Here is a 21,939-nt window from a genome sequence, read left to right as displayed (position 1 = left end):
ATGTTTTTACTGATCATGATTCCTTTTATGTTGCTGGAACTGTACCTTTCCCTCTATGTAGGAGAGCGTATAGGCTTCTGGTGGTCAGTGATCTGGATCGTAGCCACGATGATATTAGGGATCAGGCTGCTTCAGTACACTCCCTATACACTGATGGGAAATATTTCTCATGTTTCTATGGGGAAACTGAGTCTTGAAGAGTTTCAGAATGCCAGTACTTCCTACCTGTTAGGTGCGATACTTTTGATCATCCCCGGGGTATTGACAGATATATTGGGGGTTCTGGCATTGAGCTATACAATGTATTTACGTTTTGTTGCTAAAATCACCCCTGAACAAACAAAATTTAACAAAAACAAAGGAGATGACAATGTCATTGATGTCGAAATTATTGACGAGCACAGTGATCGTGACGATCGCATTGAGCGCTAATGCACAGGTAGACAATAAAGCACTGTTGAAGTATATTAAACGAAATATAGTCAAAAACCCGCAGGTCGAGGTCAAGGGTATCAAAGTACTCGAAAAGAAAACACATAAAGATATCCCGGGTTGGGATGTGTATCTGACCTCTATGCAGCTGAAGTACCAAAACAAGGACATAGACGCGCCTGAAATGATTTTCGTGAATAAAGACGGGCTGGCCACGGGGCATCTGGTAAATCTAAAGACGGGAAGAGATTACCGCAACGAGATCAAGCCGACAGTGCCAAATGAAATGTATGACGATGCGCACCTGCTGATGGGGAACAAGAATGCCAAACACAAGATCCTTGTTTTCTCTGATCCGATGTGTCCATTCTGTCGTGATGTCGTTCCTGAAATACTGACATCAGCCAAGAAGAATCCTAACCTGATGGCAGTCTACTACTACCACCTGCCTCTCATGAGGATCCATCCGGTCTCAGGTTCCTTGACACGTATCATGCACGTGGCTCAGAAGGAAGGCAAAACGGATGTAGTGGAGAAAATGTATTCTCTCAAGATCGATCCGAGAGAGACCAACAAAAAGAAGATCATCGCGGCAGTAAAGAAACATACCGGGTATGATATCACCGAAGCAAAGATCAATGCCAAAGAGGTGACAGATGCCATGAAAGCAGATGAAAAAGCTGCGGGTAGGATGATGGTTTCAGGAACACCTACTGTGTATATTGACGGTCAGTGGGACAAGATGAGAGACGGATATAAAAAGCTTAAATAAGCCTTTTTTAATTAATAAAGGGGAGAGATTTGGAAAAACTGGTTATAGCGACACGGGCGAGCAACCTCGCTTTATGGCAGGCATATCATATCAAAGAGCGGATCGAAACAACGTTCCCGGATGTAAAAGTGGAACTCAATGAGATCACGTCAAAGGGTGACAAGATACTTGACAAACCTCTGGCACTGGTCGGGGGTAAAGGGCACTTTACCAAGGAACTCGAAGATGAAATGATCGCGGGCAATGCCCATCTGGCAGTGCATTCACTGAAAGATGTACCTACCTATATCCCCGAAGGGCTGGAACTTTGTGCCATTACCGAGCGTCAGGACCAGAGCGATGTCTTTCTCTCCCACACCTACAAAAGCCTGAGTGAACTTCCTGAAGGTGCGGTGGTGGGTACGACTTCATTGCGACGCCGTATGCAGCTGCTTGAGAAGCGCCCGGACCTGAAAGTAAAAGATCTCCGAGGAAATGTCAATACCCGTCTGAGAAAGCTCAAAGAGGGGCAGTACGATGCGATCATCCTTGCGTACATAGGGCTTTACAGACTCGATCTGCTCAAAGATATCCCTTATGTAGAAAAGCTGGACTTCTTCATCCCTCCTATGGGACAGGCGGCACTGGGCATCGAGATCGTCGCAGACAACGAGAGGGTCAGAGAGATCGCCATGAGTCTCAACCACGAGCCGACCTTTATCTGTACGAAAGTGGAGAGGGACTTCATCTCTGTTATCGGTGCAGGATGCTCCGCGCCTGTTGCGGTCAATGCCATGATGGATAAGAAAGAGGATGATGAAGCTCCCACTATCAGTGTAAGAGCGATGATCGGTTACCCTGACGGTACGCATATTCTTCATGAAAGCCTTACTTCAGCGCTGGATGGAGCGGATATCCTCGGTGATGAACTGGCAGAGAAAATGATAGAGAACGGCGCACTGGAGATCCTCGAGAATGCCGAGAAGATCGCCTTCAAAGATGAGATGCCGGAGAGATTGTAAGTCTTTCCCTTATTCCGCCAGTCCTCTGGTGGGATGTCATATCCTATCAGAATCTTTTTTTAATAATTCACATCGATATGCTTTAGCTATGAGACACGTAAAGAGCAGCTATTTCACTTTATGATCTGGTAGTTTTAGCCTCGCTAAATACTTCATTTCTGGAAATAACGCTTTGTCATTTTTTAGGATAAACTTTTGAAGCTTTTCGGATCCTTCTGTAATATAAACTGATGATAGCCATTTACCTTTTTCTACTTTACCTTTGAGTGTTCCGGCTTTTATTGCCTTTTCGGCCACTTCGCTGTTCATAAATCCAATACCAAGACCATCTGACGTTACACTATATTTCATAAACATGTATCCCGTAGATTTGTTATCTTCTGGATGTGTCCATTTGAGATTTAGGTACTTGTTTCCTTTTAGTGATGATGTGTGACCAAATAACTCTGTAGATTTTAATCTGCCATCTTTTTTCATCTCTATCATGATGAGTCGAATCAATTTTGTTTCTTTATCTAGTCCTATGTGGATGTATCCCAATTCACGGTCATCTTTCCAAAACCAAGTTCCTAAGATAGATGGGTCTATCTGTTCTTTATTGGGTTTAGTGAGTGCATGATCAGCATAAGGAATACAGCCTGATAAAAATAGCATTGATAGCAATATCATAAAATAACGCATAAAATATCCTTTATATTTATTGTTGATTCATACCTAAACAATGTTTTGGAATACATATCCAATTATAGAATATAATACTCAAAAAATTCTCAATCAAGCTTTTATTTTTCTAAACTACTATACAGAAAAAAAGATAAAACCACGGGTAGAAGTCGATACAAAATATAAAACGTGGATATGTAGATGAAGCGAGGCATTGGCGAGGTAGTTCTGCCAGGGATTATGAAGAAATATCGGGTTTGATTGAGGTGGAAATATTTTTGTGACATAGGCTCTCGTACGCATTCCCACCGAGGACGGTTGGGAATAAGTAAATAGAGATATCCGTGACATTCTGTAGGCAATTGCAATGGATTTTTTGCTATAATCTTTAACTATTTAAAGTTTAAAGGTAAAGCATGCAAGATGTCATCCAATGGCTCAAAGATAACGGTAACTTAAAGGTGATAGATAAACCTCTCGATGTGGAGCTTGAAATTCCCCATGTCGCTTACATAGAAGTGAAAAAAGAAGACTCCAGACCGATTCTCTTTACCAAACCCGTCAATAAAGCCAAGGGTATCGAGTATGAGATGCCCGTACTCATGAATATCTTTGCGAACAAAGAGATCACCGAGAAGATCTTCGGCAAGCATCCGGATAATGTGGCTGAGGGTATCGAGGAACTCCTCAAGCTCAAACCGCCCAAAACATTCAAAGCCAAACTGGCGATGATCCCCAAACTCTTTTCTTTGAAAAACGTCTTTCCAAAACGTTTGAAATTCAAAGGGGAATGCCAGGAAGTGATTATTCCCAAAGAGGAGGTCGATCTTGACAGACTGCCCATCCTTAAAACATGGGAAGAGGATGGGGGTCCATTCATTACGATGGGGCAGGTCTATACCCAGAGCCTTGACGGACAGATGCAGAATCTCGGGATGTACAGATTACAGCAGTATGACAAGAACAGACTGGGGATGCACTGGCAGATCCATAAAGACGCTTCGCACTTCTTTGACCAGTACCAAAAAGCAGGAAAGAAGATGCCTGTAACGGTAGCAATAGGTGGTGACCCGCTTTACATTTGGTGCGGGCAGGCACCGATGCCGCACGGAATGTTCGAAATGTTATTGTATGGTTTTGTAAGAAATAAAAATGCCCAGCTTGTGAAGTCTATCAGCAATAATATCTATATTCCAAGAGATGTGGATATCGTCATTGAAGGTTTCGTTGATCCTGAAAAGATGGAGATAGAAGGGCCGTTTGGTGACCATACCGGTTATTATACGCTCAAAGAGCCTTTCCCTGTCATGGAGGTAGAGACGGTCACAATGAAGAAAGAGCCTGTCTTTGCAGCTACAGTGGTGGGAAAGCCGCCGCTGGAGGACAAGTATATGGGGTGGGCGACCGAACGTGTCTTTTTACCAATGCTAAAACCGATGGCACCGGACCTTATAGATTACAATATGCCGGAGAATGGCGTGTTCCATAATCTGATACTGGCTAAAATGAAAGTGATGTACAAAGGACATGCCCAGCAGTTCATGCATGCCTTCTGGGGTGTGGGGCAGATGAGCTTCGTCAAACATGCCCTTTTTGTGGGTGAGAATGCACCGGAGCTCGAGGAGGCAGAAGCTTTGACAGAGCATATCCTTAACAGGCTCAGTAAAGATAAAATACTGATCACCCAGGGGATCGTGGACCATCTGGACCATTCTTCAAGTGAACAGTTCGTAGGCGGAAAACTGGGGGTAGATGCCACTGGTTATGAAGTGGAAGAGGGTATAGGGGAACTCTTGAGCGATGAAATACTGCTTGCCACAATACAGGAGATCGATGCTTCTGTGGTTGGCCTCAAACAGTATATGACCCATACAAAAAATCCTGTCTGTGTCATTGCTGTAAAAAAAGAACGTTCCCAGCAGAAACTCATGAAAAAACTGCGGGTGCTCAAAGCACATATCAGAGTGCTCGTGGTAATCGATGAGGCAAACAATGACCTGAACGATCCCTATATGCTCATCTGGCGTGTGGTAAATAATATTGATGCGCAGCGTGATGTGAAACTGAAATCCATCATTGCTATCGATGCAACCAACAAAAGCGAAGTGGACGGCTTTATGCGTGAATGGCCGGGAGATACCTTCTGTACGAAAGAGGTATTGGACAGTTTACAGGAGAAAGGGCTGATCGATATCGACGAAGCATTTATCAAAAAGTTCGGTTTGTTACCGTTTTAAAACAAAATAGGATATTTTTTATCCTATTTAATGTTTTTTAATAATAGATTAAAGAAACTATGCTAGAATTCTTACGTAATAAAAATTATCTCTAAGGAAAAAATATGTTAGTAACAAAAAAAGCTCCTGATTTTACAGCAACAGCCGTACTCGCAAACGGTCAGATCGTAGAGGATTTCAACCTGATGGACAACCTCGGTGAAAAAGGTGCGGTTCTTTTCTTCTACCCGCTTGACTTTACCTTCGTATGTCCTTCAGAGATCATCGCGTTCTCTCACAGAGCAGATGAGTTCAAAAAAAGAGGGATTAACATCATCGGTGTGTCCGTAGACAGTCAGTTCTCACACTTTGCCTGGAGAGAGACTCCGGTAGAGCAGGGTGGTATCGGCCGTATCAACTTCCCGTTGGTCGCAGACCTTACCAAGCAGATCTCAAGAGATTACGACGTACTTCTTGACGAAGCCGTAGCACTGAGAGGTTCTTTCCTTATCGATGCTGACGGAACGATCAGACACGCGGTCATCAATGACCTCCCTCTCGGAAGAAATGAAGATGAGATGCTCAGAATGGTAGATGCAATGCTCTTTACCAATGAGCATGGTGAAGTATGTCCTGCTGGTTGGCAGCCGGGTGATGAAGGTATGAAGCCGGATGCTGAAGGTGTTGCTTCCTATCTTGAAAAACACGCTGACGAACTGTAAGCTTACAAGACAATGTTCCGGGTTTTTCCCCGGAGCTGTTTGGAAATGATACGCTAGCTCCGTACCCGAACTTCTTCTCCCTCCCTTTTTTGCGAGGGTGCGGGGCTAACGTATCAATTCCTGTCACGGAAAGGAAAACAATGACAGATTATGCAGCACTACTCAAAGAGAGTGGTCTAAAAGCGACATTTCAGCGTATGAATATTCTCGAAGTCATAGAGAAACACGGACATATGTCGGTGGATGACATCTATGCGGAAGTGATCAAAGTGCATCCATCCCTCTCTCTTGCTACGATCTACAAAAACATCATTTTGATGCAGGAGAACGGTATTTTGGTGGAAGTACCCATTGCTGGCAAAAAATCGAAATATGAGCTTGCAAAGACAGACCATATGCATCTTATCTGTATAGAATGTGGTGCGGTAAAAGATATGAGCTGTATGGAGACGACAGACAGAATCTTCCACGAGATGACAGAGAAAGAACATTTCAAGCTGAGTACCCGCCAAGTGAATCTTTACGGTGTTTGCGAAAGCTGTCAGATACAAACCGCTTCATAATACAGACTAAACAGGAAATGAAAAAGACGATTTCACTTTGTATCTGTCTGTTTTTTCTGAGTGCCTGTGGCGACAAGGCCATAGTGAATGTCTATGACAAGAATATCCTGAAAACTCCGCTCCCCTGTTTAAAACTGACAGTTTTCCCTAAAAACGAAATGATACAAAAGACAATGGAAGGATTGTACACCTTCGATAAGAGCTGTCCCTATCATCTTGACATCACTCATAAAAGTGGTATTGCCTGCAACAGTACACAGAATGTTCAGACAAAATGTATCAATGGTTTTCCAAGCTCCTATCTCAATATGGAGGTACGAAAAGGGCTATCGCTGAAGTACAGTTATTATATCGATCTGATGTCAGATGTGACCGAAGAGGATGTGAAGAAGGGATTTGAACGATTAAATGATGATCTGGTCTTGGCCGGATAACTGTATGGGCCAAACTGCCCACAGTCTATTTGAAGAGTGCTGAACCCACACGCACGAGGTTTGATCCGCATTTAATCGCCAGAGGGTAATCCCCGCTCATACCCATTGAGCAGACAGTCGCTCCCTCTTTTCCCAAAGTCTCAAAGATACCGTGTGTGATCTCAAAGCTCTGCTGAATAAGTAAAGTATCGTCGGTGTGTGCACCAATGGTCATAACGCCTTTAAGTGTGATATTGGGGCAGCTCTCTTTGATCTGAAGGTAGATGTCATGGGCCTCTTCGGGTGTCACACCCGATTTGCTCTCTTCTCTTGCAGAGTTGATCTGAAGCAGGCAGTGCATATTGGCCTCTTTGGCTCCAAGTTTCTTGTTGAGCTCTTCAGCCAGGGAAAGAGAGTCAAGAGAGTGCATCAGTGAAGGACGCAGGTCAATGAGATTGTTGATCTTGTTCTTCTGTAACGTACCTATCATATGCCATTCAAGCGGGAGTTCTTCAAGTACTGTCATGCGGGTTTTGAGCTGCTGTACCTGATTCTCACCGAAAGCCCTCTGTCCCAGTTCATAGAGTGTGGCAATGTTCTCCACTTCGGTGTATTTTCCTACCGCGACCAGCTGCACGATATGGTGCTCGCTGACCGAGATGCGCGCCTCTTCTATGTTCCAGATGACTTCATCGAGATTCGCTCTTAAATGTTCTTTGTCCAGTATCATATTAGCATCCTTTGTTAGTGCCGTGAGGGCACGGCACCCTACCGCTATCAAAGCTTTTCGTTAAGAAAAGCATACCAAAATTCATAATTCAACATTCTTAATTCCTTTTGCAAAATAAGAGGTTAGCCCATCAACCGATGGATATCGTTATAAATTCCAAGGAACATCAATCCGCCAAGTAGTACCCACCCTGTTACGGTCATGTAATACATGACATTCTCACTTGGGGCTTTGCCTCTCAGCATCTCATAGAGGTTAAACATGATGTGTCCGCCGTCCAGGGCAGGGATAGGCAGAAGGTTCAGTACTCCCAGGTTCACAGAGATGAGGGCTGTGAAGAAAAAGAGTGCCAGAATGCCGGCATGGCTCGCCTGCGCGGTGACATCAACGATGGTGATGATCCCTCCAAGCTGGTCTGTGCTGACCGCTCCGGTAATGAGCTTCTGTACACTTTTAAAGATCAGGGTACTTGACTTGACTGTTTCATCCCAGGCATATTTGAGACCCTCCGTAAAACCGTAGACCACTGTTGTCTGTTCCGGCAGAGGGGTAATACCGATAATGCGCCGTTTGACCGTTTCTCCGAAAATATTCTTGTCCTCGATCACTTTGGGTTCAAGTATAAGTGTTTTGAGGTGATGATCCCTTTCGATGATCATTGTGAGTTTTCCCTGTGAAGTATTGATCTGTTTGCCGATATCTTCCCAGTATTTGATGTTGACACCGTTGATCTGAAGGATCCTGTCTTTTTTCTGGATGCCTGCCTGATAGGCCGGAGAATCTTTGGTGACCTTGTCCACATACGGAAGCAGCTTGGGTACACCCATGTAGGCGATGGCCAGGTAGAGCAGAAAGGCCATCAGGAAGTTGGCAAAAGGCCCGGCAAGAAGAATGATGATGCGCTGCCAGGGTTTTTTGGTATTGTAACTGTCCTCATCGTAGCTGACCTTTGTCGGGTCGGTGTCATCCTGGCCTTTCATCCTGACATAGCCGCCAAGAGGAATGGCTGAGATGCTCCATTCGGTCTTTCCGATCTTTTTCGTCCAGAGACGTTTGCCGAATCCTATGCTGAAAACATCGATCTGTACACCGAAAAAACGTGCAGCAGTAAAGTGCCCGAGCTCATGAAAGAAGATCAGTACGGAAAGAACCAGCAGTGCGACTAAAATACCCATATTAATCCTATGTATCCCTGTTTTGATTGGGATAAATTTTTAACAGATTATATCCAAGTGTAGTAAAAAATTGATATAGATTAACCTTTTGAGATATTTTTTTGCTAAAATAAAAATAGGTTGCTGCATTGTAGAAGAAAAAAAGGAGGCAGTAGCAAATTTTAAAGGAAGGAGTATGTTGATGAGTGAGCATAAAGAACAAAATGAAGAGCTTGAAGTAAAAGGTGAAAATCTGGAGGAAGCACTGCTTAATCCGGAGGAGAATGAGAAGGTGACTGAACCTGAGAATGAGACAATAGAGGAGACTGAAGTTCCTGAAAAGGATGAAGAAGTTCCGGCCGATGTCGAAAAAACTGAAAAAACGGAAGTTTCCGATGAAACTGAAGAGGCTGAAGAAGTAACAGAAGAAGATCTTGATTCGCAGATCGCCAATCTGAACAATGAGGATGCTGCTGTACTTCTTGTTAAGAAAGCCAAACATATCGTTCATGATGCCGAAGCACAGATGGAAGAGTGTAAGCTCCTGCTTTCGGATGATCTCAAAGATCTTGAGGCTGCCAAAGAATCTCTTGAGAAAGGCGGTATGGACGAGTGTGAAGAGATGTTGGAAACACTGGGCTATAGCGGTACCAAGGAGGGTGGTGAGGAAGAAGAAGCTGTTGTATTTGAAACCAAAGAGGAGGTTCCGCCGGTCCATATCCGTGATGTCTCCAGTGGTAAATTCACCGGTTTCCTGCTTGCCCTGGTCTTTGGAGCGGCTACGTTTATCGGACTTATTTACTTTGCCGCATCAAAAATCGGAACCACGCTTAACCCGAACAATATACTGTCGGTTGAAACATATAAAAATCTTCTGGCAGGTTTGGGTTCTCTTGTAGGAATGGATAATCCAATGGTTGGTGGAGCGATATTGGCAATTGCGGTACTGCTTGTGATGTTTATTGTCTACAAGATCCGTGTCAGCATAAAAGCTGCAGGTAATTTTGCGTTTGCCAAAGAGCAATTGAAAAAAGCCGAAGAGTATGCAGAACTGAAAGGTACCTGTAAAGATGAGATGGACAGTATAGATGCCCATATCAAAGATGCCATTGAGACACTGAAGAATTATGAAGTGATCCTGCATGAGCAGAAAGGAAAACTCAAGCGGATCCATCATCTCGAAAAGAGCGATGATGAATCGGCAGATTACCATGCCAAATCTCTCAAAGAGATGGAGGATACCTATGAACTCATCAAGACCATCAAAGAGTTCCTAAACACGCCTATGTCGGAAGAGGGAAAACTCTCCGGTAAAAGTACGCTTTTCCTCTACAGAGCGAAAAACCGTCTTGACAAGATGATAGAAAGTCTCTATTGATCTGCTAACCTCTCCCTCTTTCCCGGTATTTGAAATGCCGGGAAAATTCATTTTGAAATAATCAACGCACTTACAATTCCTGTTAAAGAAGCAAGAAATACGATAGTATAACCTGTAGGAAGATCATAAATATATGAAATAGTCATAGAAAGCATGATGATGACAGATCCAACGACCCAGGCAAAGACGAGAGGGTTGAACTTATGCTGCAATAATGATAGAAATGCGGGAACAATAAGTAGTACGAAAACCACTAAAACCCCTGCAAGCTGGACTGAAGAAGTAACGGTCAGCGCTAAAAGACCAAAGAAAAACATCTCTTTTTTTATACCTGACAGTGACTTGTGAAAAAGATAAAAAAGCAGAGCGATACTGCTGTAAAGTATCAGCGGCTCCCAGAGGTCCGATGGCATAGTGAAAAGAATATCGGTTGCCTGAAGCTTGTTGAAAAGCTCCGTTCCCTGTGTGGTATTGGAGAGCAGCACAATGATCGCACTTGCCCCCAAGGCGTAAAGCATACCGATAAAAGCTTCGATATGTTTGATGCGATGGGTAGCAATAGAGATGAGCAGTGCCCCGATGAGTGCAAAAAGCAGGGTAAGCACAAAAGCATATTTCCCATCAAAGAAGAGGAGGCTGAGTGCTACGCCGATCGCAGCGAATTGACCAATGGCAAGATCGGTAAAGATCACACCACGCTTGATGATCTCCAGTCCGAAAACAGCATGGATAAAGACCAGCAGTATCGCCAGTGCAAAAGCCGGCCAGAGTAATGTGATCAGCGACATAGTCTCTTCGCTATAAGATTATAGAAGTCTTCAAGTGTATTTGTGCCACTTACAGCGCCGACATCGTGTGGCAGTATAACGACCCTTGCTCCTGTTTTGGCTGCAATGAATTTGGCAGTCTTTTTCTCATGATAGGCATCCTGTAAAATGGTACTGATATGTTCCTGTTTCATTTTTGTGATCAAAGCCATAGTGTGTTTGGAACTTGGAGAAATGCCCGGAAGCGGCTCTATGGTTCCTACGGCTTTGATGTGGTAACGTTTGAGAAGATAGTTGTAGAGTTCATGATACTGTATTACTTTTTTTCCGCTGCATGCTTTCATTTTCCGGTCAAATGTATTGAGGTACTGTTTCCACCGTGCCGTAAAACGGGAAAGATTCTGTGCAAACACTGAGGCGTTCGCCGTATCGAGTTTAGAGAGTTTTTTGGTAATATAGCGTGCAATCGGAAGTACATTGTGGGGGTCGGTAGCGAAATGGGGATTACCCTCCGGGTGTACGTCTCCATAGGCGCGTGAGACTGCTTTTGGTTTGTCTATGAGGTGAATGCTGCGACTGACATCCACAAAGCCTTCTGTCCCGATACGAACTTTGGGGTTATTGGCACGTTTTATCAGGGGTGGCAGCCAGCCTATCTCCAGACCGGCTCCGTTTGCGACAAGTATATCTGCACGGGCAATGGCAGGGATAAGTGAGGGTTTTGGAATGATGAAGTGAGGGTCGAATTTTGCCGAAGCCAGCACCTTGACCTTCACATGGTCTCCTCCGACTGCCTGGACAATCTTGCCAAGATAGGGGTAACTTGCAACTACATTGAGTTTTGCAAACAGCGATATAGAAAAGACAAGGGTCAGTAAAATAATTTTTTTCATGAGGTTCTCCTAAAATGCGTGTGCGCCGTGTGCGCCTGCTTCAATGGTAAATCCGAGGAGTATTTCGGAAACATTCCTGCGCTGCTGTTCTATACCGAATGCTTTTGAATCATCATAGGTATACTGCAGTCTGAATTTGGTGAACTCAAAGGGTTTATACTCCAGCATGGCCGTGTATCGGTCCAGGTCTTCTGGCTGTTCGTCAATGTTTTTGAAGAGCGAGTCATACCGAATGCCGCCTGCCCAGTTCTGGTCATATTGATAGACCAGCTGTGTATAGTATCCGGCCTGTTTTTCATTTCCGGTTTCGGTGTCTTTGTCCCGATAAAGCAGTTCTGACTGCCAGGTCAGAGAGCTATAACTGTCCAGTGCGGTCTTGAGTGTGAGGTCCGCACCGTAGATGTCCGTGTCAAGCCCCTCTTCATTTTTCCCGTGCGCAATGGAAAGACCGCCAAGCAGGGTGCTTGTATCTCCAACATCTATACTGCTTTTGAGATAACCGATATAGAGATTGTTCTTTTCCGTGTCACCGAAACTGATATCATTGCTGCCCTGCATCGCTTCAAGGCCAAGCATCATATAGGTATCGGTAGGGAGTACCCACTGAAGCTGTGCCCCTGCATCGTTTATACCTTCAGGACCAAGCAGTGCTTCATAGACAAGAGGCTGGGAAGTGAATTTCCAGGCATGCTGGTGTATGGCATTGATGCGTCCGAATTCACTTCTGAACTTACCGAGTTTTGCCCGTAAACCATTGGGCAGGCTTCGTGAAGTGATGTAAGCCTCTTCAATTTCGAATTCATCGGGATGCAGGTGGAAGATCGCATCGGCATCAAAGTAGGGTCCCACGGTAGAGTGCAGAGCAAGTTCGGCATAGTTAAAGTTGAATCCCCGGTTTTTATTGAACGGAATTTCAGTCTCCCCGTCAGGATCATAGCTGCTGAACCCCGGGATGGATTGTGTTTCATAGGTACTGTTGTCTACACTGCGTCCCACCGCAGAGCCGTCAAGAATCAGGGCGATATCGGGAAGAAAAGATTTTTGGTCGAATGTCTGCGTATTTTGTTGTAATGACACTGTATCGTCTGTTTCACCATACGCTTCTTCCTCTGCAGACGGTTCGGTTTTGGCCAATTTGGGTTCTTTTCTTTTTACTGTTGCTTGTTTCTTTTCTTTTTGCACAACATGTTGTTCTTTTTCTGTAGTTTCTGCTGCAACATGTGTCTGTTTTTTTTCAAGATCTTCGACACGTTTTTGCAGTGCCTGTGTTGTTTTGATCTGTTGTGCCAGGAGTGCTTTCAGTTCTTCCAGTTCGCTCTGCGCGAAAAGGCTGACGGAAGCTGCCATGGACAATAGAATGATTTTTTTTGTCATAGGGGTATTTTCCTTATATACATTGAATAGGGAGTACAGGCCTGTTATGAATACAGAACATCTGTCTCACACCAGGCATATCAATATTGGTATGGGTTATATGAATTTTTCAGGAAAATAACGGGGGAGCGTGTGCGTCAAAACCTTTAAAAGTTTCGAAAACAAAGAGGGATTGATATAGTGCTATCTTTTGATAAAGAATACTGTCTATAAGGGGCAGGGTAACAGAGTCAGGTGTGTCGCCGTTATGAAGATTTTTGACAACGATACATACTTTACAATTATCATGGGATGCAAGTGCATCGTGATGTATATGTGTTGCCCCAAGATAGGACGAGAAAAGATAGAAAAGAAGAAGAAAATGTACGATACGTTGTTGAAACCGTTTCATACATTTCTCCTTTTTTTATGGAAGTATAGCTTATTTTTGGTTTTTTTTCAAAAGCTATGAGCACAGACATACATGGATACGGCAATAACGATAACGATGAGGTAGCTGTGACAGATACCTTGATGTGTATGAGGTTTGAGGGCTTTTTTTACGAATGTAATATATAGGTAGGTATCATGTATCTGTTCCACTTTTTGCTCTAGAAGTGATTTGATATCAAAATTTTCACTATTGTATGGACAATGGGCTAATATGTCATGGCACTTAGATTTCAGTCTAAGTGCCATTCCTTGTCCAAAGGAGGATATATTATTTGGACTTACCTATAAAAGTGCCAAAAGTTTTAAACTACTGTAAACTGACCCATCATGGCATTATTTTCATGCTCTAAAAAGTGGCAGTGATACATGTATGGTACAGTCGCATCAGCATAGTCGGTCATCTTGACCAGGAGTTTTACGCTTTCTTTGCCTTTCAGGTAGACCACATCTTTGTAGCCTTTTTCATTTTCAAGTACATTTGCAGCACTGCCGTTACGTTCAATGACTCTAAAGTGTGTTGCATGAATATGGAAATTATGATCCATACCCATCATATTGGTTACTTCCCATATCTCAGTATCTCCCAGAGGAACCACTTCATCTATTCTCTTCATATCCATCGCTTTTCCATTGATGGTAAATACCATATTTTGCATACCGAGATTGAATTTTCTTGTATTTGTGACAAGTGACAGGTCTATAGGGTCAAGCTCTGCAAGTGTGTTGGGCAATGAAGTGACTGCTGTAGCATTTTTACTCACATTGACTGTCATAAATGTTTTATTGTTTTTGTATTCATGCAGTGTAAAAGATGCTCCAGAGTCATTGCTTAAATCTACAACAATTTCTGCTCTTTCACCTGGAGAGAGTACGAGGCGTGTCATAGAAACAGGGGCTTCCAAAAGAGAGTTGTCTCCACCTATTTGTTTAAAACTTTTCCCATTTGAGAATCCTAAGTCATAGACTGAAGAGTTTGAACCATTGAGAAGACGGAAACGGATCTCTTTTGCTTCTGCTTCAAAAGTTGGTTCTATCGCACCATTGGTGATAAATACATCTCCTATATATCCTCTGGATATCTGCATCTGTGTCGGACTGTAATCCAAGGCTGTTTTATCTGCTGTAAAGAAACGGTCCTGAAGTACCACAGGAATATCGTCAATACCATATCGGTTTGGAAGGTCTAAAGCTCTGCTCTCATCATCTTCAATAATGATCATCCCTGCCAAGCCCTGATACACATGATGTGGTGTTTTATGATGTGTATGCGGGTGATACCAGTTTGTACAGGCATTCTGATTTACGGTATATTGTGCAGACCATGTTTCTCCTATCGCTATAGTTTGGTGTGGTGTACCGTCCATATTGGCAGGTACATGCATACCATGACCGTGCATAGTGACTTCTTCGGAAAGATTGTTTGTATAGTTCAACGAGACATTATCTCCATTTGTAAGTAACAGTGTAGGTCCAAGGTAGGTACTGCTAATGGAAAAAGTATTGGTCAGGATACCATCAAAAAACTCATGTTGTGCTTTATTTACATTGAGGTCAAAGTGTTTCACACCATTTCTGTCGATGGGTTTAATGAGTGCAGGTATTGGAAGTGCCTTTGGAGTGACTGCCGGTGGAGGGGTAGTAGTACCGCCACCACCCCGTCTTTTCCATCTTCTCGCTTCAGCACCCTCTGTCCCGATAAATAGATACATTGCTGTGATTCCACTAAGTCCTAAAAATTTTCTTCTTTTCATGGTATATCCTTTTTTATATGTTATACAAGAAGTTTAACCCAGCAATATGACGAAAAAGTGATGCCAATATGAAAAAATTATGAACAGATTGTTTCTTGTGCGGATTAAAAAAGCAGGAGAAGAAGTGTAAAAAAGAACAGCTGTAAATCACTGTTCTTTTTTATGATATTCTGATCTTAGGGATCTACAGTTGCATTGTGATCATCATAGTCAGAATATTGGTTCCAGTAATCATCGTCATAGTGATTCCAAGTACCGTCACGGTCATCATCATCCATATAGTCAGGCATGTTATTGTTGTTCTCGTCATCGAGTACGTTGGGTATTCCGTCATGGTCATCATCTTCGTAAGCATTACAGGTACCGTCATCATCTCGGTCGTCATAACTATCCACCATACCGTTCTGGTCACGGTCCATTACCGGTATATCGTTCACCACCATATTGTCCATAGACGTTTTAACATAGAGACAGTCATCAATAACATGGTCTCCGTCCACGTCTTTGACATCACTGTATTGCATAGGAAGCGGAATATGTCCCATATTCATATCTTCTGTAATCTTAAAGGTCTTACCTGTTGTATTTCCTGTGTCAAAACCAACCTGCGAGATGCATCGGTTTGCAGGATCCTTCTCATTGGTCGTCATTATCATCGTACAGTTTGTATTTGTCGGGATGTCGATTTCAAACGGGTGCTGTGATGTTCCATTGTTGTTTGAAGTCACCTGTGCATAATAGCCGTCTTCACAAAATGCTTCGATGAATGTACCCGGTACGGTACCGGAAACAGTTGCCATTGTGGCAGAAGTTGCCGTACCTGCCGGGGTGGAAGATCCTCCTCCGCTGCAGCCGATGATAAATGGCACTACCGCTGAACCTAAGCCAAAAATTTTTATATACCCTTTCATATGAGTCCTTTTTATTGTAGTTGTACAAGCCAGAAGACTTATACTTATGAAAACTATAACTTATAGATATGACGAAAAAGTGATGCCAATATGAAAAAATTATGAATGGAAGGTGATCATAGTGATATATCTGTTTTTATGATGCTCCGTGGTCACTGTAAAATTCAGCTTCTCGGAAAGGCGTTTTATGATCTTTGTGCCGATCCTGGTCGATTTGAAGAGGTTGTCCTCTTTGTCTTTTGGGATATTGCTGATGATAAGTGTTTTCTTTGCCGCATCAATGGCCATATCGATAGTAGTTCCTTTTTTGGTGTGTATCGATACATTTTCATACATCGCCTGTATCACCTGTAAAATGGGTTTCCTGTAGGAGTGAATGGTGAAGTCCTCATGCCAGTCTGCATCGATAGTGATCTGGTTGAGTTCGAGCAGAGGCTGGAATTTTTTCTGCATATCTTCAAAAACGGCTTTCATGGAGATATCGCTTTTGTGGGTGTTTTGTATATCAAGTTCCACCCCTTCGAGAAAAAGGATATCCTGAATGATCTCTTTAATACCCTCTATGTCTGTATTGGTCTCCTTGACATACTCTTTGACGGTATCAGGAGAGGTATCGTTGGTCAGTGAAGAGAGTCTCGCCTGCATAATGGCGATGGGAGACTTCAGCTGATGGGTGATCTCCTTGAACATGTCATGCTTTTTTTCATACAGCAACTTGTTTTTTTTGAGTAGATTGAGGATCGCCATACGCAACTCCTGGATCTCGTAACTGTCTGAAGGGCATTGTGTCGTCGTACCTTTTTCCTGTTCGAGGTTATGACAGGTGTTTACCAGGCATTTGAGCGGAGAGAAGAGCTTTCTGTGTAAAAGATAAATGATGAAAGTAAAGAGAATGGAGACAATAAGAAAGACATAGAACAAAATGTATCTCATATTGTTCAGTTGACTCTCAATGTATTTTTTTGACATGGAAAGCTGTATATAGGAGCCGTCTTTTAAAATCAGTATTTTTTCATATTCTTTGTGCCTTATGTCTTCTTTTCTGGTAAAGTAGTCCACATTCACAGAGGCAAAATCATTGTTGAGGGTACAGAGTGTACACATTTTCTGACTCTGGGTATTGCAGGTATTAAAATTTTTATTTTTTATCTCTTGGCTTGTCAAGTGTTCGAGAGAGCTTGCAATGAATTTCAGGTTGTCTCGGTACTCACTTTTCAAATGGTTCTCATAGACATTCAAAGAGACCGTGGACATCAAAATGAGGGCACCGTAAAGGCTGCCCAAAAGCAGCATAAGGGTTTTGTTTTCCAAAGAGGGTCTAAAAAAGTTCAATCATATATCCTCTCGTCTTAAATGTCTTGATGATATCAACGGGCAGTTTTTTTCTGATCTTGCCGATGGTTACCGTTATGGTGTTGGGCAAAATATCGTCAGGGTGTGCATAAAGTGCATAAATCAACTCCTGTGCTGTGAAGAGTTTGTTGGCATTTTCCAAAAGGAAAAAGAGAAGCGCGTTCTCTTTTTGGCTCAGCAGGATCATATTGCCCTCATAATGGATCTGCTTGTTGGTCATATTGAACTGCAACCCTTTATAGCTGATCTGCTCGGGAAATTTTTTCCGAAGCTGTGCATTGATCCTTGCTGCCAGCTCCCTGACATCAAAAGGCTTCTCGAGATAGTCATTCGCTCCAAGAGAAAGTCCCTTTATTTTATCATCCACTGTACTGTAGGCACTTGTTATGATAATATCTGTATCTATATTGTGGGCATGAATGAGCTCTATTGCCATAAGCCCTATATCTGCATCATTGATATTTCTGTCCAGGATGGCGATATCATAATGATACTGCTTCAGGTATGCTTCAATATCGTTCAATGTGGAGACATGATCGACAAGATAATAATGCTCAAGATACTGCATGACCAGCTTGGCAAGTTTGCCATCATCTTCCAGATATAATATACGTTTCATAATATACCTTTCCCGTTACTTTGGTTTTTTACCATACTCTTCTATGGAGTAGTTGTCATATATCCATTCGGCAACAGTCTGATATTCCTCTTCTCTCATATCTGTAATGGCCGGCATAATATCAAATCTGGCAACTGCCTTGTCATCGCACATATAGTAGGTAAAAGAGGGATGCTTGATATATTCTTTTATAAATGAGACGACCACAAATCTGTGGATGTCTTTGTCATATACTTTTATTCTTTTTTTAAGACGCCTTGAAATTTCATTCATCGGTGGTGCTTTCAGTGAATGTTTCTCTTTGGCAAAGTCATATTTTTTAACCTCATACCTGTGGCAGGAGGCACATTTTTTATCAAAAACAGCCCGGCCGTCCATAGCCGATAAGCCTGAAAGTAATAATCCTGATAAAAATAAATATTTCATGAGTTACCTTTCGGGGTTGCAGGAACCGCATTTTGAACCATGTGAGGTTCCTCCATTACATTTTGTGTCGGAAGTACCACATTTGGAACCATGGGAAATGCCATCTTTTGACTGTTTCAGCATTTCAAATTTAGACTTTTCCAAAGGTTTTGACACACTTTTATTGTGTTCATTTCCGTTTACGGTATAGTTGTCTGCCATACTTAAAACTGAAAAATTTAATGCAAATATTATCAGAAGCATTCTCATTTTTGGCTTCTGTAGTTGTCCAGTGACATTTAATACTTTTATCGTACTTGTTATGCGTATCATTTAGTTTTCCTCCTTTTTAAAAAACAATACATACAACCCTGGTAAAACCAGGAGAGTGAGTAGTGTAGAAGAGATGATTCCACCTGTAACTACTACCGAAAGCGGATACTGTATCTCTGAACCGACACCTGTGGCATAAAGCAGTGGCAAAATACCGAAGAGCGTGGTAAAGGCTGTCATGAGTACCGGTCTGAGACGTAACAGTGTGGCATCTTTTACCATATCCACCATTTTGACATGAGGGAATTTCTTCCGTAATTCATCAATGAAAGAGACCAGTACGATCCCGTTCAATATGGCAATAGCAAAGATGGCAATGAAACCGACAATGGCAGAGACAGACAGGTATTCACCTGAAATAATGAGTCCTGCAATTCCTCCGATCATTCCAAGTGGTACACCAAGCAGAATGAGGAAGGCTTTTTTAAACGAGTTGAAAGCTGTGTAGAGCAACAGCAAGATCAGCAGCAGAGTGATCGGAATGATCATTGCAAGGGTTGCCGTAGCTTCCTGCATATTTTTAAAGTCCCCGGCCCATTTGATGTAGTAACCGTTAGGTATATCTACTTCTTTTTTTATCTTTGCATCTGCTTCTTCAACAAAGGATGCAATGTCTCTTCCTTCAACTTCCATGGAAAGTACCATATAACGGCTCAGATCTTCACGTTTAATAAAGGAAGGCCCCTGTATGACTTTAATGTCACATACTTCATCGAGTCGTACCATTTTTCCTGTATTGCTACGCAGAAGTACGGCTTTAATGCTTGCTATATCTTTCTTCGCTCCCTTTATTTTTGGAACGATACCAAAACGACGGATACCTTCTATTTTTTCGGTGACAGGTTCTTCTCCTATGCCGTTGCGGATGACACGCATCACTTCATCAACATTGATGCCGTAACGGGAAAGTGCCAGATAGTCAGGTTTTATGGTGATCTGTGCCTGTCCCAGCTGTGATTCTATTTCCGGTCTCTCCAACCCTTCTATGCCGGAAACCGCCTGCTGGATCTGGGTGGCGATCCTGTCCATGACTTTCTGATCCTCACCGTAGATCTTTACGGCAAGCTCTGCCTTGACACCTTCAAGAAGTTCTTCGATACGCATGGAAATAGGCTGCGTCGGTATAAATTGTACAAAAGAGAATGTTTTTTGCAGATCTTCTGTCATATTATGTCCCAGTGACTCCATATCTTCGATCCCGGGTTTAAGGGTGAGAAGTACTTCCATATAGTTACCCTGTGCCGTTTCACCTTTTTCACTTCGTCCTATCATCGTAAGCACTGAGCTTATCTCTTTGGAATAGTTTTTAAGTATATATTTTTCAATAGCGTTAGAGGTATCGACACTTTGCCCCAAAGCAGTACCCGGTATGGCGATCACACGGTACATAATGGACTCTTCATTGAGTTCAGGCATGAACTCTCGTCCCTGCTGTGTAAGCATTGCAGCAAGAACGGCAAAGATCGCAAAGGTAACGATGATGACCTTTTTGGCATTATGCATGGCAAAATTCAGCATAGGCGTGTAGAAACCTTTAATGAAATTCATGAGTGGGGAGTTGGAGTGCTTCCCTGTTTTAAGCATCATAAATGAGAGTACGGGTACGAGCAGCAGCGCCACGGCAAGAGAACCCAGCATAACAAAGACGATGTCCAGTGCCATGGGAGAGTAGAGCTTTCCTGCAAGCCCTTCCAGACTAAGCAGAGGTATGAATACCACAGCAATGATCAGTAGGGCAAAAATGACCGGTTTGGCAACTTCTGCCGTTGCCATGGCGATCACCTCTGCCCGTTCAAGTTTGGGGTTGTCATGCAGAAGCCTGAAGCTGTTCTCAACCACAACGATGGTCCCGTCCACGATCATACCGATGGCGATGGCAAGCCCGGAAAGAGACATGAGGTTCGCCGACATACCATACTCCTGCATCATCAAAAATGCGATAAGTAAAGAGAGTGGTAGGGAGATAATGACGATGAATGCCGAACGCAGTTCAAAGAGAAACAAAAAGAGTACGATCGCAACAAGAATAGAACCTGTTAAAAGTGCAGAAGTCATTGTATTGACCGCTTTATGGGTGATCTCGGTCCTGTCATAGATGGTCTCGATGCTCACGCCTTTGGGAAGTGCAGCATTGACAAGCGGGAGTTTTGCCTTGATCGAATCGACGACTTTGGCGGCATTGGTACCGCTTCGCTGCAGTACCATACCGAACATCGCTTCTTTACCGTCAATAGTCACGGCACCAAAACGGGGTGCTGTTCCAGCTTTGACCTCTGCAACATCCGCAATGGTGACCGCTATGGCATCTTTGCTGCGAATGACCGTGTTCCTGATGTCATCGAGTGTCTGGTAAAAGCCTGCACCGCGAATGAGATACTGCTCCTTGTTGAACTCCAGATACTGCCCGCCTGCGGACATGTTGGAACGCTCCAGTGCTTCAATGATCTCATCGTAAGTGGTATTGGTTGCCTGCAGGCGTTTGGGGTCTATGAGTACATCATACTGCTTGGTAAATCCTCCCCAGCTGATGACATCCTCTACACCGTCAACAGATTTCAGCAGCGGTGTAACAATATACTCCTGTATTTCACGTAGTTTGGTTAATGAAAGTTTGCCGCTACTGTCTTTGACTTGATACCAAAAGACTTGTCCCAGTCCTGTTGTATTTGGTCCCATGGTAGGTTTACCCCAGCCTTTTGGTATCTCGATAGTGTTGAGACGCTCGGTGACCAGTTGTCTGAGAAAGTAGGTATCATAACCGTCTTCAAAGAAAATGGAGACATACGAGAGTCCGAAAATAGAATTTGAGAGTATCATCTTGACACCCGGAAGACCGGACATCGCCGCTTCTATAGGGTAAGTAATGAGTTTCTCAATATCTTCAGCCGAGTTTCCGGGACTTTCGGTATAGATGACAACCTGCTTGGGTGTAATGTCGGGAAAGGCATCTACCGGAATGTCCTTGTAGGCCTTGTAACCGAAACTCGCAACAGCAATGAAAAGTGCCAGGATCAGGAATTTATACTGTATTAACAGTTCAAAAAAACGTTTCATAAT

Annotated in this window: 22 protein-coding genes; 8 read left to right on the top strand and 14 right to left on the bottom strand. The window is 43.1% G+C overall.

From position 1 onward, the window contains the following. The 3 genes from YH65_RS07925 to hemC are packed head-to-tail and all read left to right on the top strand — an operon-like array spanning position 1 to position 2,205. Positions 1 to 432 (top strand): FxsA family protein, encoded by a 432-nt coding sequence (locus YH65_RS07925; protein WP_046551402.1) that lies wholly within the window; start codon positions 1 to 3, stop codon positions 430 to 432. After that, a complete protein-coding gene (locus YH65_RS07920) occupies positions 371 to 1,204 on the top strand; it encodes a DsbA family protein (protein ID WP_046551401.1) in 834 nt (277 codons plus the stop codon). The genes YH65_RS07925 and YH65_RS07920 overlap by 62 nt, the downstream gene beginning before the upstream one ends. 29 nt (positions 1,205 to 1,233) lie before the next feature. Continuing rightward, on the top strand, positions 1,234 to 2,205 hold the full coding sequence (gene hemC, locus YH65_RS07915) for a hydroxymethylbilane synthase (protein ID WP_046551400.1): 972 nt from the start codon (positions 1,234 to 1,236) through the stop codon (positions 2,203 to 2,205). A gap of 108 nt (positions 2,206 to 2,313) precedes the next feature. Here hemC and YH65_RS07910 read toward each other — a convergent pair whose 3' ends face one another. After that, a complete protein-coding gene (locus tag YH65_RS07910; protein WP_046551399.1) occupies positions 2,314 to 2,886 on the bottom strand; it encodes a glycoside hydrolase family protein in 573 nt (190 codons plus the stop codon). 398 nt (positions 2,887 to 3,284) lie between these two features. Between YH65_RS07910 and YH65_RS07905 the strand changes: the two genes are divergently transcribed. The 4 genes from YH65_RS07905 (at position 3,285) to YH65_RS07890 (ending at position 6,803) form a co-directional block, all read left to right on the top strand. Continuing rightward, a complete protein-coding gene (locus tag YH65_RS07905) occupies positions 3,285 to 5,105 on the top strand; it encodes a menaquinone biosynthesis decarboxylase (RefSeq protein ID WP_046551398.1) in 1,821 nt (606 codons plus the stop codon). Between the two features lie 104 nt (positions 5,106 to 5,209). Beyond that, complete coding sequence (locus YH65_RS07900; protein ID WP_046551397.1) at positions 5,210 to 5,806, top strand: peroxiredoxin; 597 nt, start codon at positions 5,210 to 5,212, stop codon at positions 5,804 to 5,806. A gap of 140 nt (positions 5,807 to 5,946) precedes the next feature. Next, a complete protein-coding gene (locus YH65_RS07895) occupies positions 5,947 to 6,369 on the top strand; it encodes a Fur family transcriptional regulator (RefSeq protein WP_046551396.1) in 423 nt (140 codons plus the stop codon). A gap of 17 nt (positions 6,370 to 6,386) precedes the next feature. Then, positions 6,387 to 6,803 carry a hypothetical protein gene (locus tag YH65_RS07890; RefSeq protein WP_046551395.1) on the top strand — a complete coding sequence of 139 codons (417 nt, stop codon included), beginning with the start codon at positions 6,387 to 6,389 and terminating at the stop codon, positions 6,801 to 6,803. 25 nt (positions 6,804 to 6,828) lie between these two features. On the opposite strand, the gene YH65_RS07885 is transcribed toward YH65_RS07890, so the two are convergent. Together YH65_RS07885 and rseP are read right to left on the bottom strand one after the other, a co-directional pair. Continuing rightward, entirely contained in the window at positions 6,829 to 7,512 is a 684-nt protein-coding gene (locus YH65_RS07885; RefSeq protein ID WP_154806489.1) for a YggS family pyridoxal phosphate-dependent enzyme, read from the bottom strand. Positions 7,513 to 7,634: 122 nt separating this feature from the next. After that, on the bottom strand, positions 7,635 to 8,687 hold the full coding sequence (gene rseP / locus YH65_RS07880; RefSeq protein WP_046551394.1) for an RIP metalloprotease RseP: 1,053 nt from the start codon (positions 8,685 to 8,687) through the stop codon (positions 7,635 to 7,637). 181 nt (positions 8,688 to 8,868) lie between these two features. Between rseP and YH65_RS07875 the strand changes: the two genes are divergently transcribed. Then, positions 8,869 to 10,044, top strand: coding sequence for a hypothetical protein (locus tag YH65_RS07875; RefSeq protein ID WP_154806488.1), 1,176 nt, complete (start codon positions 8,869 to 8,871; stop codon positions 10,042 to 10,044). 47 nt (positions 10,045 to 10,091) lie between these two features. Here the strand turns inward: YH65_RS07875 and YH65_RS07870 are convergent, their stop codons facing one another. The 11 genes from YH65_RS07870 to YH65_RS07820 form a co-directional block, all read right to left on the bottom strand. Next, complete coding sequence (locus YH65_RS07870) at positions 10,092 to 10,832, bottom strand: metal ABC transporter permease (protein WP_046551392.1); 741 nt, start codon at positions 10,830 to 10,832, stop codon at positions 10,092 to 10,094. Further along, the gene (locus YH65_RS07865) at positions 10,823 to 11,704 is read right to left on the bottom strand and encodes a metal ABC transporter substrate-binding protein (protein WP_046551391.1); all 882 of its coding nucleotides are present in this window, start codon (positions 11,702 to 11,704) and stop codon (positions 10,823 to 10,825) included. The genes YH65_RS07870 and YH65_RS07865 overlap by 10 nt, the downstream gene beginning before the upstream one ends. 9 nt (positions 11,705 to 11,713) lie before the next feature. After that, positions 11,714 to 13,078 (bottom strand): hypothetical protein, encoded by a 1,365-nt coding sequence (locus YH65_RS07860; protein ID WP_052746146.1) that lies wholly within the window; start codon positions 13,076 to 13,078, stop codon positions 11,714 to 11,716. A 109-nt stretch (positions 13,079 to 13,187) separates the two neighbouring features. After that, the gene (locus tag YH65_RS07855; RefSeq protein WP_011980454.1) at positions 13,188 to 13,469 is read right to left on the bottom strand and encodes a hypothetical protein; all 282 of its coding nucleotides are present in this window, start codon (positions 13,467 to 13,469) and stop codon (positions 13,188 to 13,190) included. 343 nt (positions 13,470 to 13,812) lie between these two features. Continuing rightward, on the bottom strand, positions 13,813 to 15,261 hold the full coding sequence (locus YH65_RS07850; RefSeq protein WP_052746145.1) for a multicopper oxidase family protein: 1,449 nt from the start codon (positions 15,259 to 15,261) through the stop codon (positions 13,813 to 13,815). Between the two features lie 176 nt (positions 15,262 to 15,437). Beyond that, the gene (locus tag YH65_RS11290) at positions 15,438 to 16,172 is read right to left on the bottom strand and encodes a hypothetical protein (protein WP_052746144.1); all 735 of its coding nucleotides are present in this window, start codon (positions 16,170 to 16,172) and stop codon (positions 15,438 to 15,440) included. Positions 16,173 to 16,271: 99 nt separating this feature from the next. Further along, a complete protein-coding gene (locus tag YH65_RS07840) occupies positions 16,272 to 17,504 on the bottom strand; it encodes a sensor histidine kinase (RefSeq protein WP_046551390.1) in 1,233 nt (410 codons plus the stop codon). Then, positions 17,491 to 18,144 carry a response regulator transcription factor gene (locus YH65_RS07835; RefSeq protein WP_046551389.1) on the bottom strand — a complete coding sequence of 218 codons (654 nt, stop codon included), beginning with the start codon at positions 18,142 to 18,144 and terminating at the stop codon, positions 17,491 to 17,493. The genes YH65_RS07840 and YH65_RS07835 overlap by 14 nt, the downstream gene beginning before the upstream one ends. Positions 18,145 to 18,159: 15 nt before the next feature. Further along, positions 18,160 to 18,570 (bottom strand): c-type cytochrome, encoded by a 411-nt coding sequence (locus YH65_RS07830; protein ID WP_084722058.1) that lies wholly within the window; start codon positions 18,568 to 18,570, stop codon positions 18,160 to 18,162. Positions 18,571 to 18,573: 3 nt separating this feature from the next. Continuing rightward, positions 18,574 to 18,882, bottom strand: a complete 309-nt coding sequence (locus YH65_RS07825) for a hypothetical protein (RefSeq protein ID WP_046551387.1) — start codon at positions 18,880 to 18,882, stop codon at positions 18,574 to 18,576. Further along, complete coding sequence (locus tag YH65_RS07820; RefSeq protein WP_154806487.1) at positions 18,883 to 21,936, bottom strand: efflux RND transporter permease subunit; 3,054 nt, start codon at positions 21,934 to 21,936, stop codon at positions 18,883 to 18,885. Positions 21,937 to 21,939 lie beyond the last annotated feature (3 nt).

Origin of the sequence: Sulfurovum lithotrophicum (assembly GCF_000987835.1) — a bacterium.
GTDB lineage: Bacteria > Campylobacterota > Campylobacteria > Campylobacterales > Sulfurovaceae > Sulfurovum > Sulfurovum lithotrophicum.
This window is presented reverse-complemented; position numbering and strand designations above follow the sequence as displayed.

What these genes read in the sequence shown, in the direction of transcription:
- YH65_RS07925 (WP_046551402.1), top strand. Translation starts at nt 1, where the DNA reads ATGTTTTTACTGATCATGATTCCTTTTATGTTGCTGGAACTGTACCTT.
- YH65_RS07920 (WP_046551401.1), top strand. Translation starts at nt 371, where the DNA reads ATGTCATTGATGTCGAAATTATTGACGAGCACAGTGATCGTGACGATC.
- YH65_RS07910 (WP_046551399.1), bottom strand. Translation starts at nt 2,886, where the DNA reads ATGCGTTATTTTATGATATTGCTATCAATGCTATTTTTATCAGGCTGT.
- YH65_RS07905 (WP_046551398.1), top strand. Translation starts at nt 3,285, where the DNA reads ATGCAAGATGTCATCCAATGGCTCAAAGATAACGGTAACTTAAAGGTG.
- YH65_RS07900 (WP_046551397.1), top strand. Translation starts at nt 5,210, where the DNA reads ATGTTAGTAACAAAAAAAGCTCCTGATTTTACAGCAACAGCCGTACTC.
- YH65_RS07895 (WP_046551396.1), top strand. Translation starts at nt 5,947, where the DNA reads ATGACAGATTATGCAGCACTACTCAAAGAGAGTGGTCTAAAAGCGACA.
- YH65_RS07890 (WP_046551395.1), top strand. Translation starts at nt 6,387, where the DNA reads ATGAAAAAGACGATTTCACTTTGTATCTGTCTGTTTTTTCTGAGTGCC.
- YH65_RS07885 (WP_154806489.1), bottom strand. Translation starts at nt 7,512, where the DNA reads ATGATACTGGACAAAGAACATTTAAGAGCGAATCTCGATGAAGTCATC.
- rseP (WP_046551394.1), bottom strand. Translation starts at nt 8,687, where the DNA reads ATGGGTATTTTAGTCGCACTGCTGGTTCTTTCCGTACTGATCTTCTTT.
- YH65_RS07875 (WP_154806488.1), top strand. Translation starts at nt 8,869, where the DNA reads ATGAGTGAGCATAAAGAACAAAATGAAGAGCTTGAAGTAAAAGGTGAA.
- YH65_RS07870 (WP_046551392.1), bottom strand. Translation starts at nt 10,832, where the DNA reads ATGTCGCTGATCACATTACTCTGGCCGGCTTTTGCACTGGCGATACTG.
- YH65_RS07865 (WP_046551391.1), bottom strand. Translation starts at nt 11,704, where the DNA reads ATGAAAAAAATTATTTTACTGACCCTTGTCTTTTCTATATCGCTGTTT.
- YH65_RS07860 (WP_052746146.1), bottom strand. Translation starts at nt 13,078, where the DNA reads ATGACAAAAAAAATCATTCTATTGTCCATGGCAGCTTCCGTCAGCCTT.
- YH65_RS07855 (WP_011980454.1), bottom strand. Translation starts at nt 13,469, where the DNA reads ATGAAACGGTTTCAACAACGTATCGTACATTTTCTTCTTCTTTTCTAT.
- YH65_RS07850 (WP_052746145.1), bottom strand. Translation starts at nt 15,261, where the DNA reads ATGAAAAGAAGAAAATTTTTAGGACTTAGTGGAATCACAGCAATGTAT.
- YH65_RS11290 (WP_052746144.1), bottom strand. Translation starts at nt 16,172, where the DNA reads ATGAAAGGGTATATAAAAATTTTTGGCTTAGGTTCAGCGGTAGTGCCA.
- YH65_RS07835 (WP_046551389.1), bottom strand. Translation starts at nt 18,144, where the DNA reads ATGAAACGTATATTATATCTGGAAGATGATGGCAAACTTGCCAAGCTG.
- YH65_RS07830 (WP_084722058.1), bottom strand. Translation starts at nt 18,570, where the DNA reads ATGAAATATTTATTTTTATCAGGATTATTACTTTCAGGCTTATCGGCT.
- YH65_RS07825 (WP_046551387.1), bottom strand. Translation starts at nt 18,882, where the DNA reads ATGATACGCATAACAAGTACGATAAAAGTATTAAATGTCACTGGACAA.
- YH65_RS07820 (WP_154806487.1), bottom strand. Translation starts at nt 21,936, where the DNA reads ATGAAACGTTTTTTTGAACTGTTAATACAGTATAAATTCCTGATCCTG.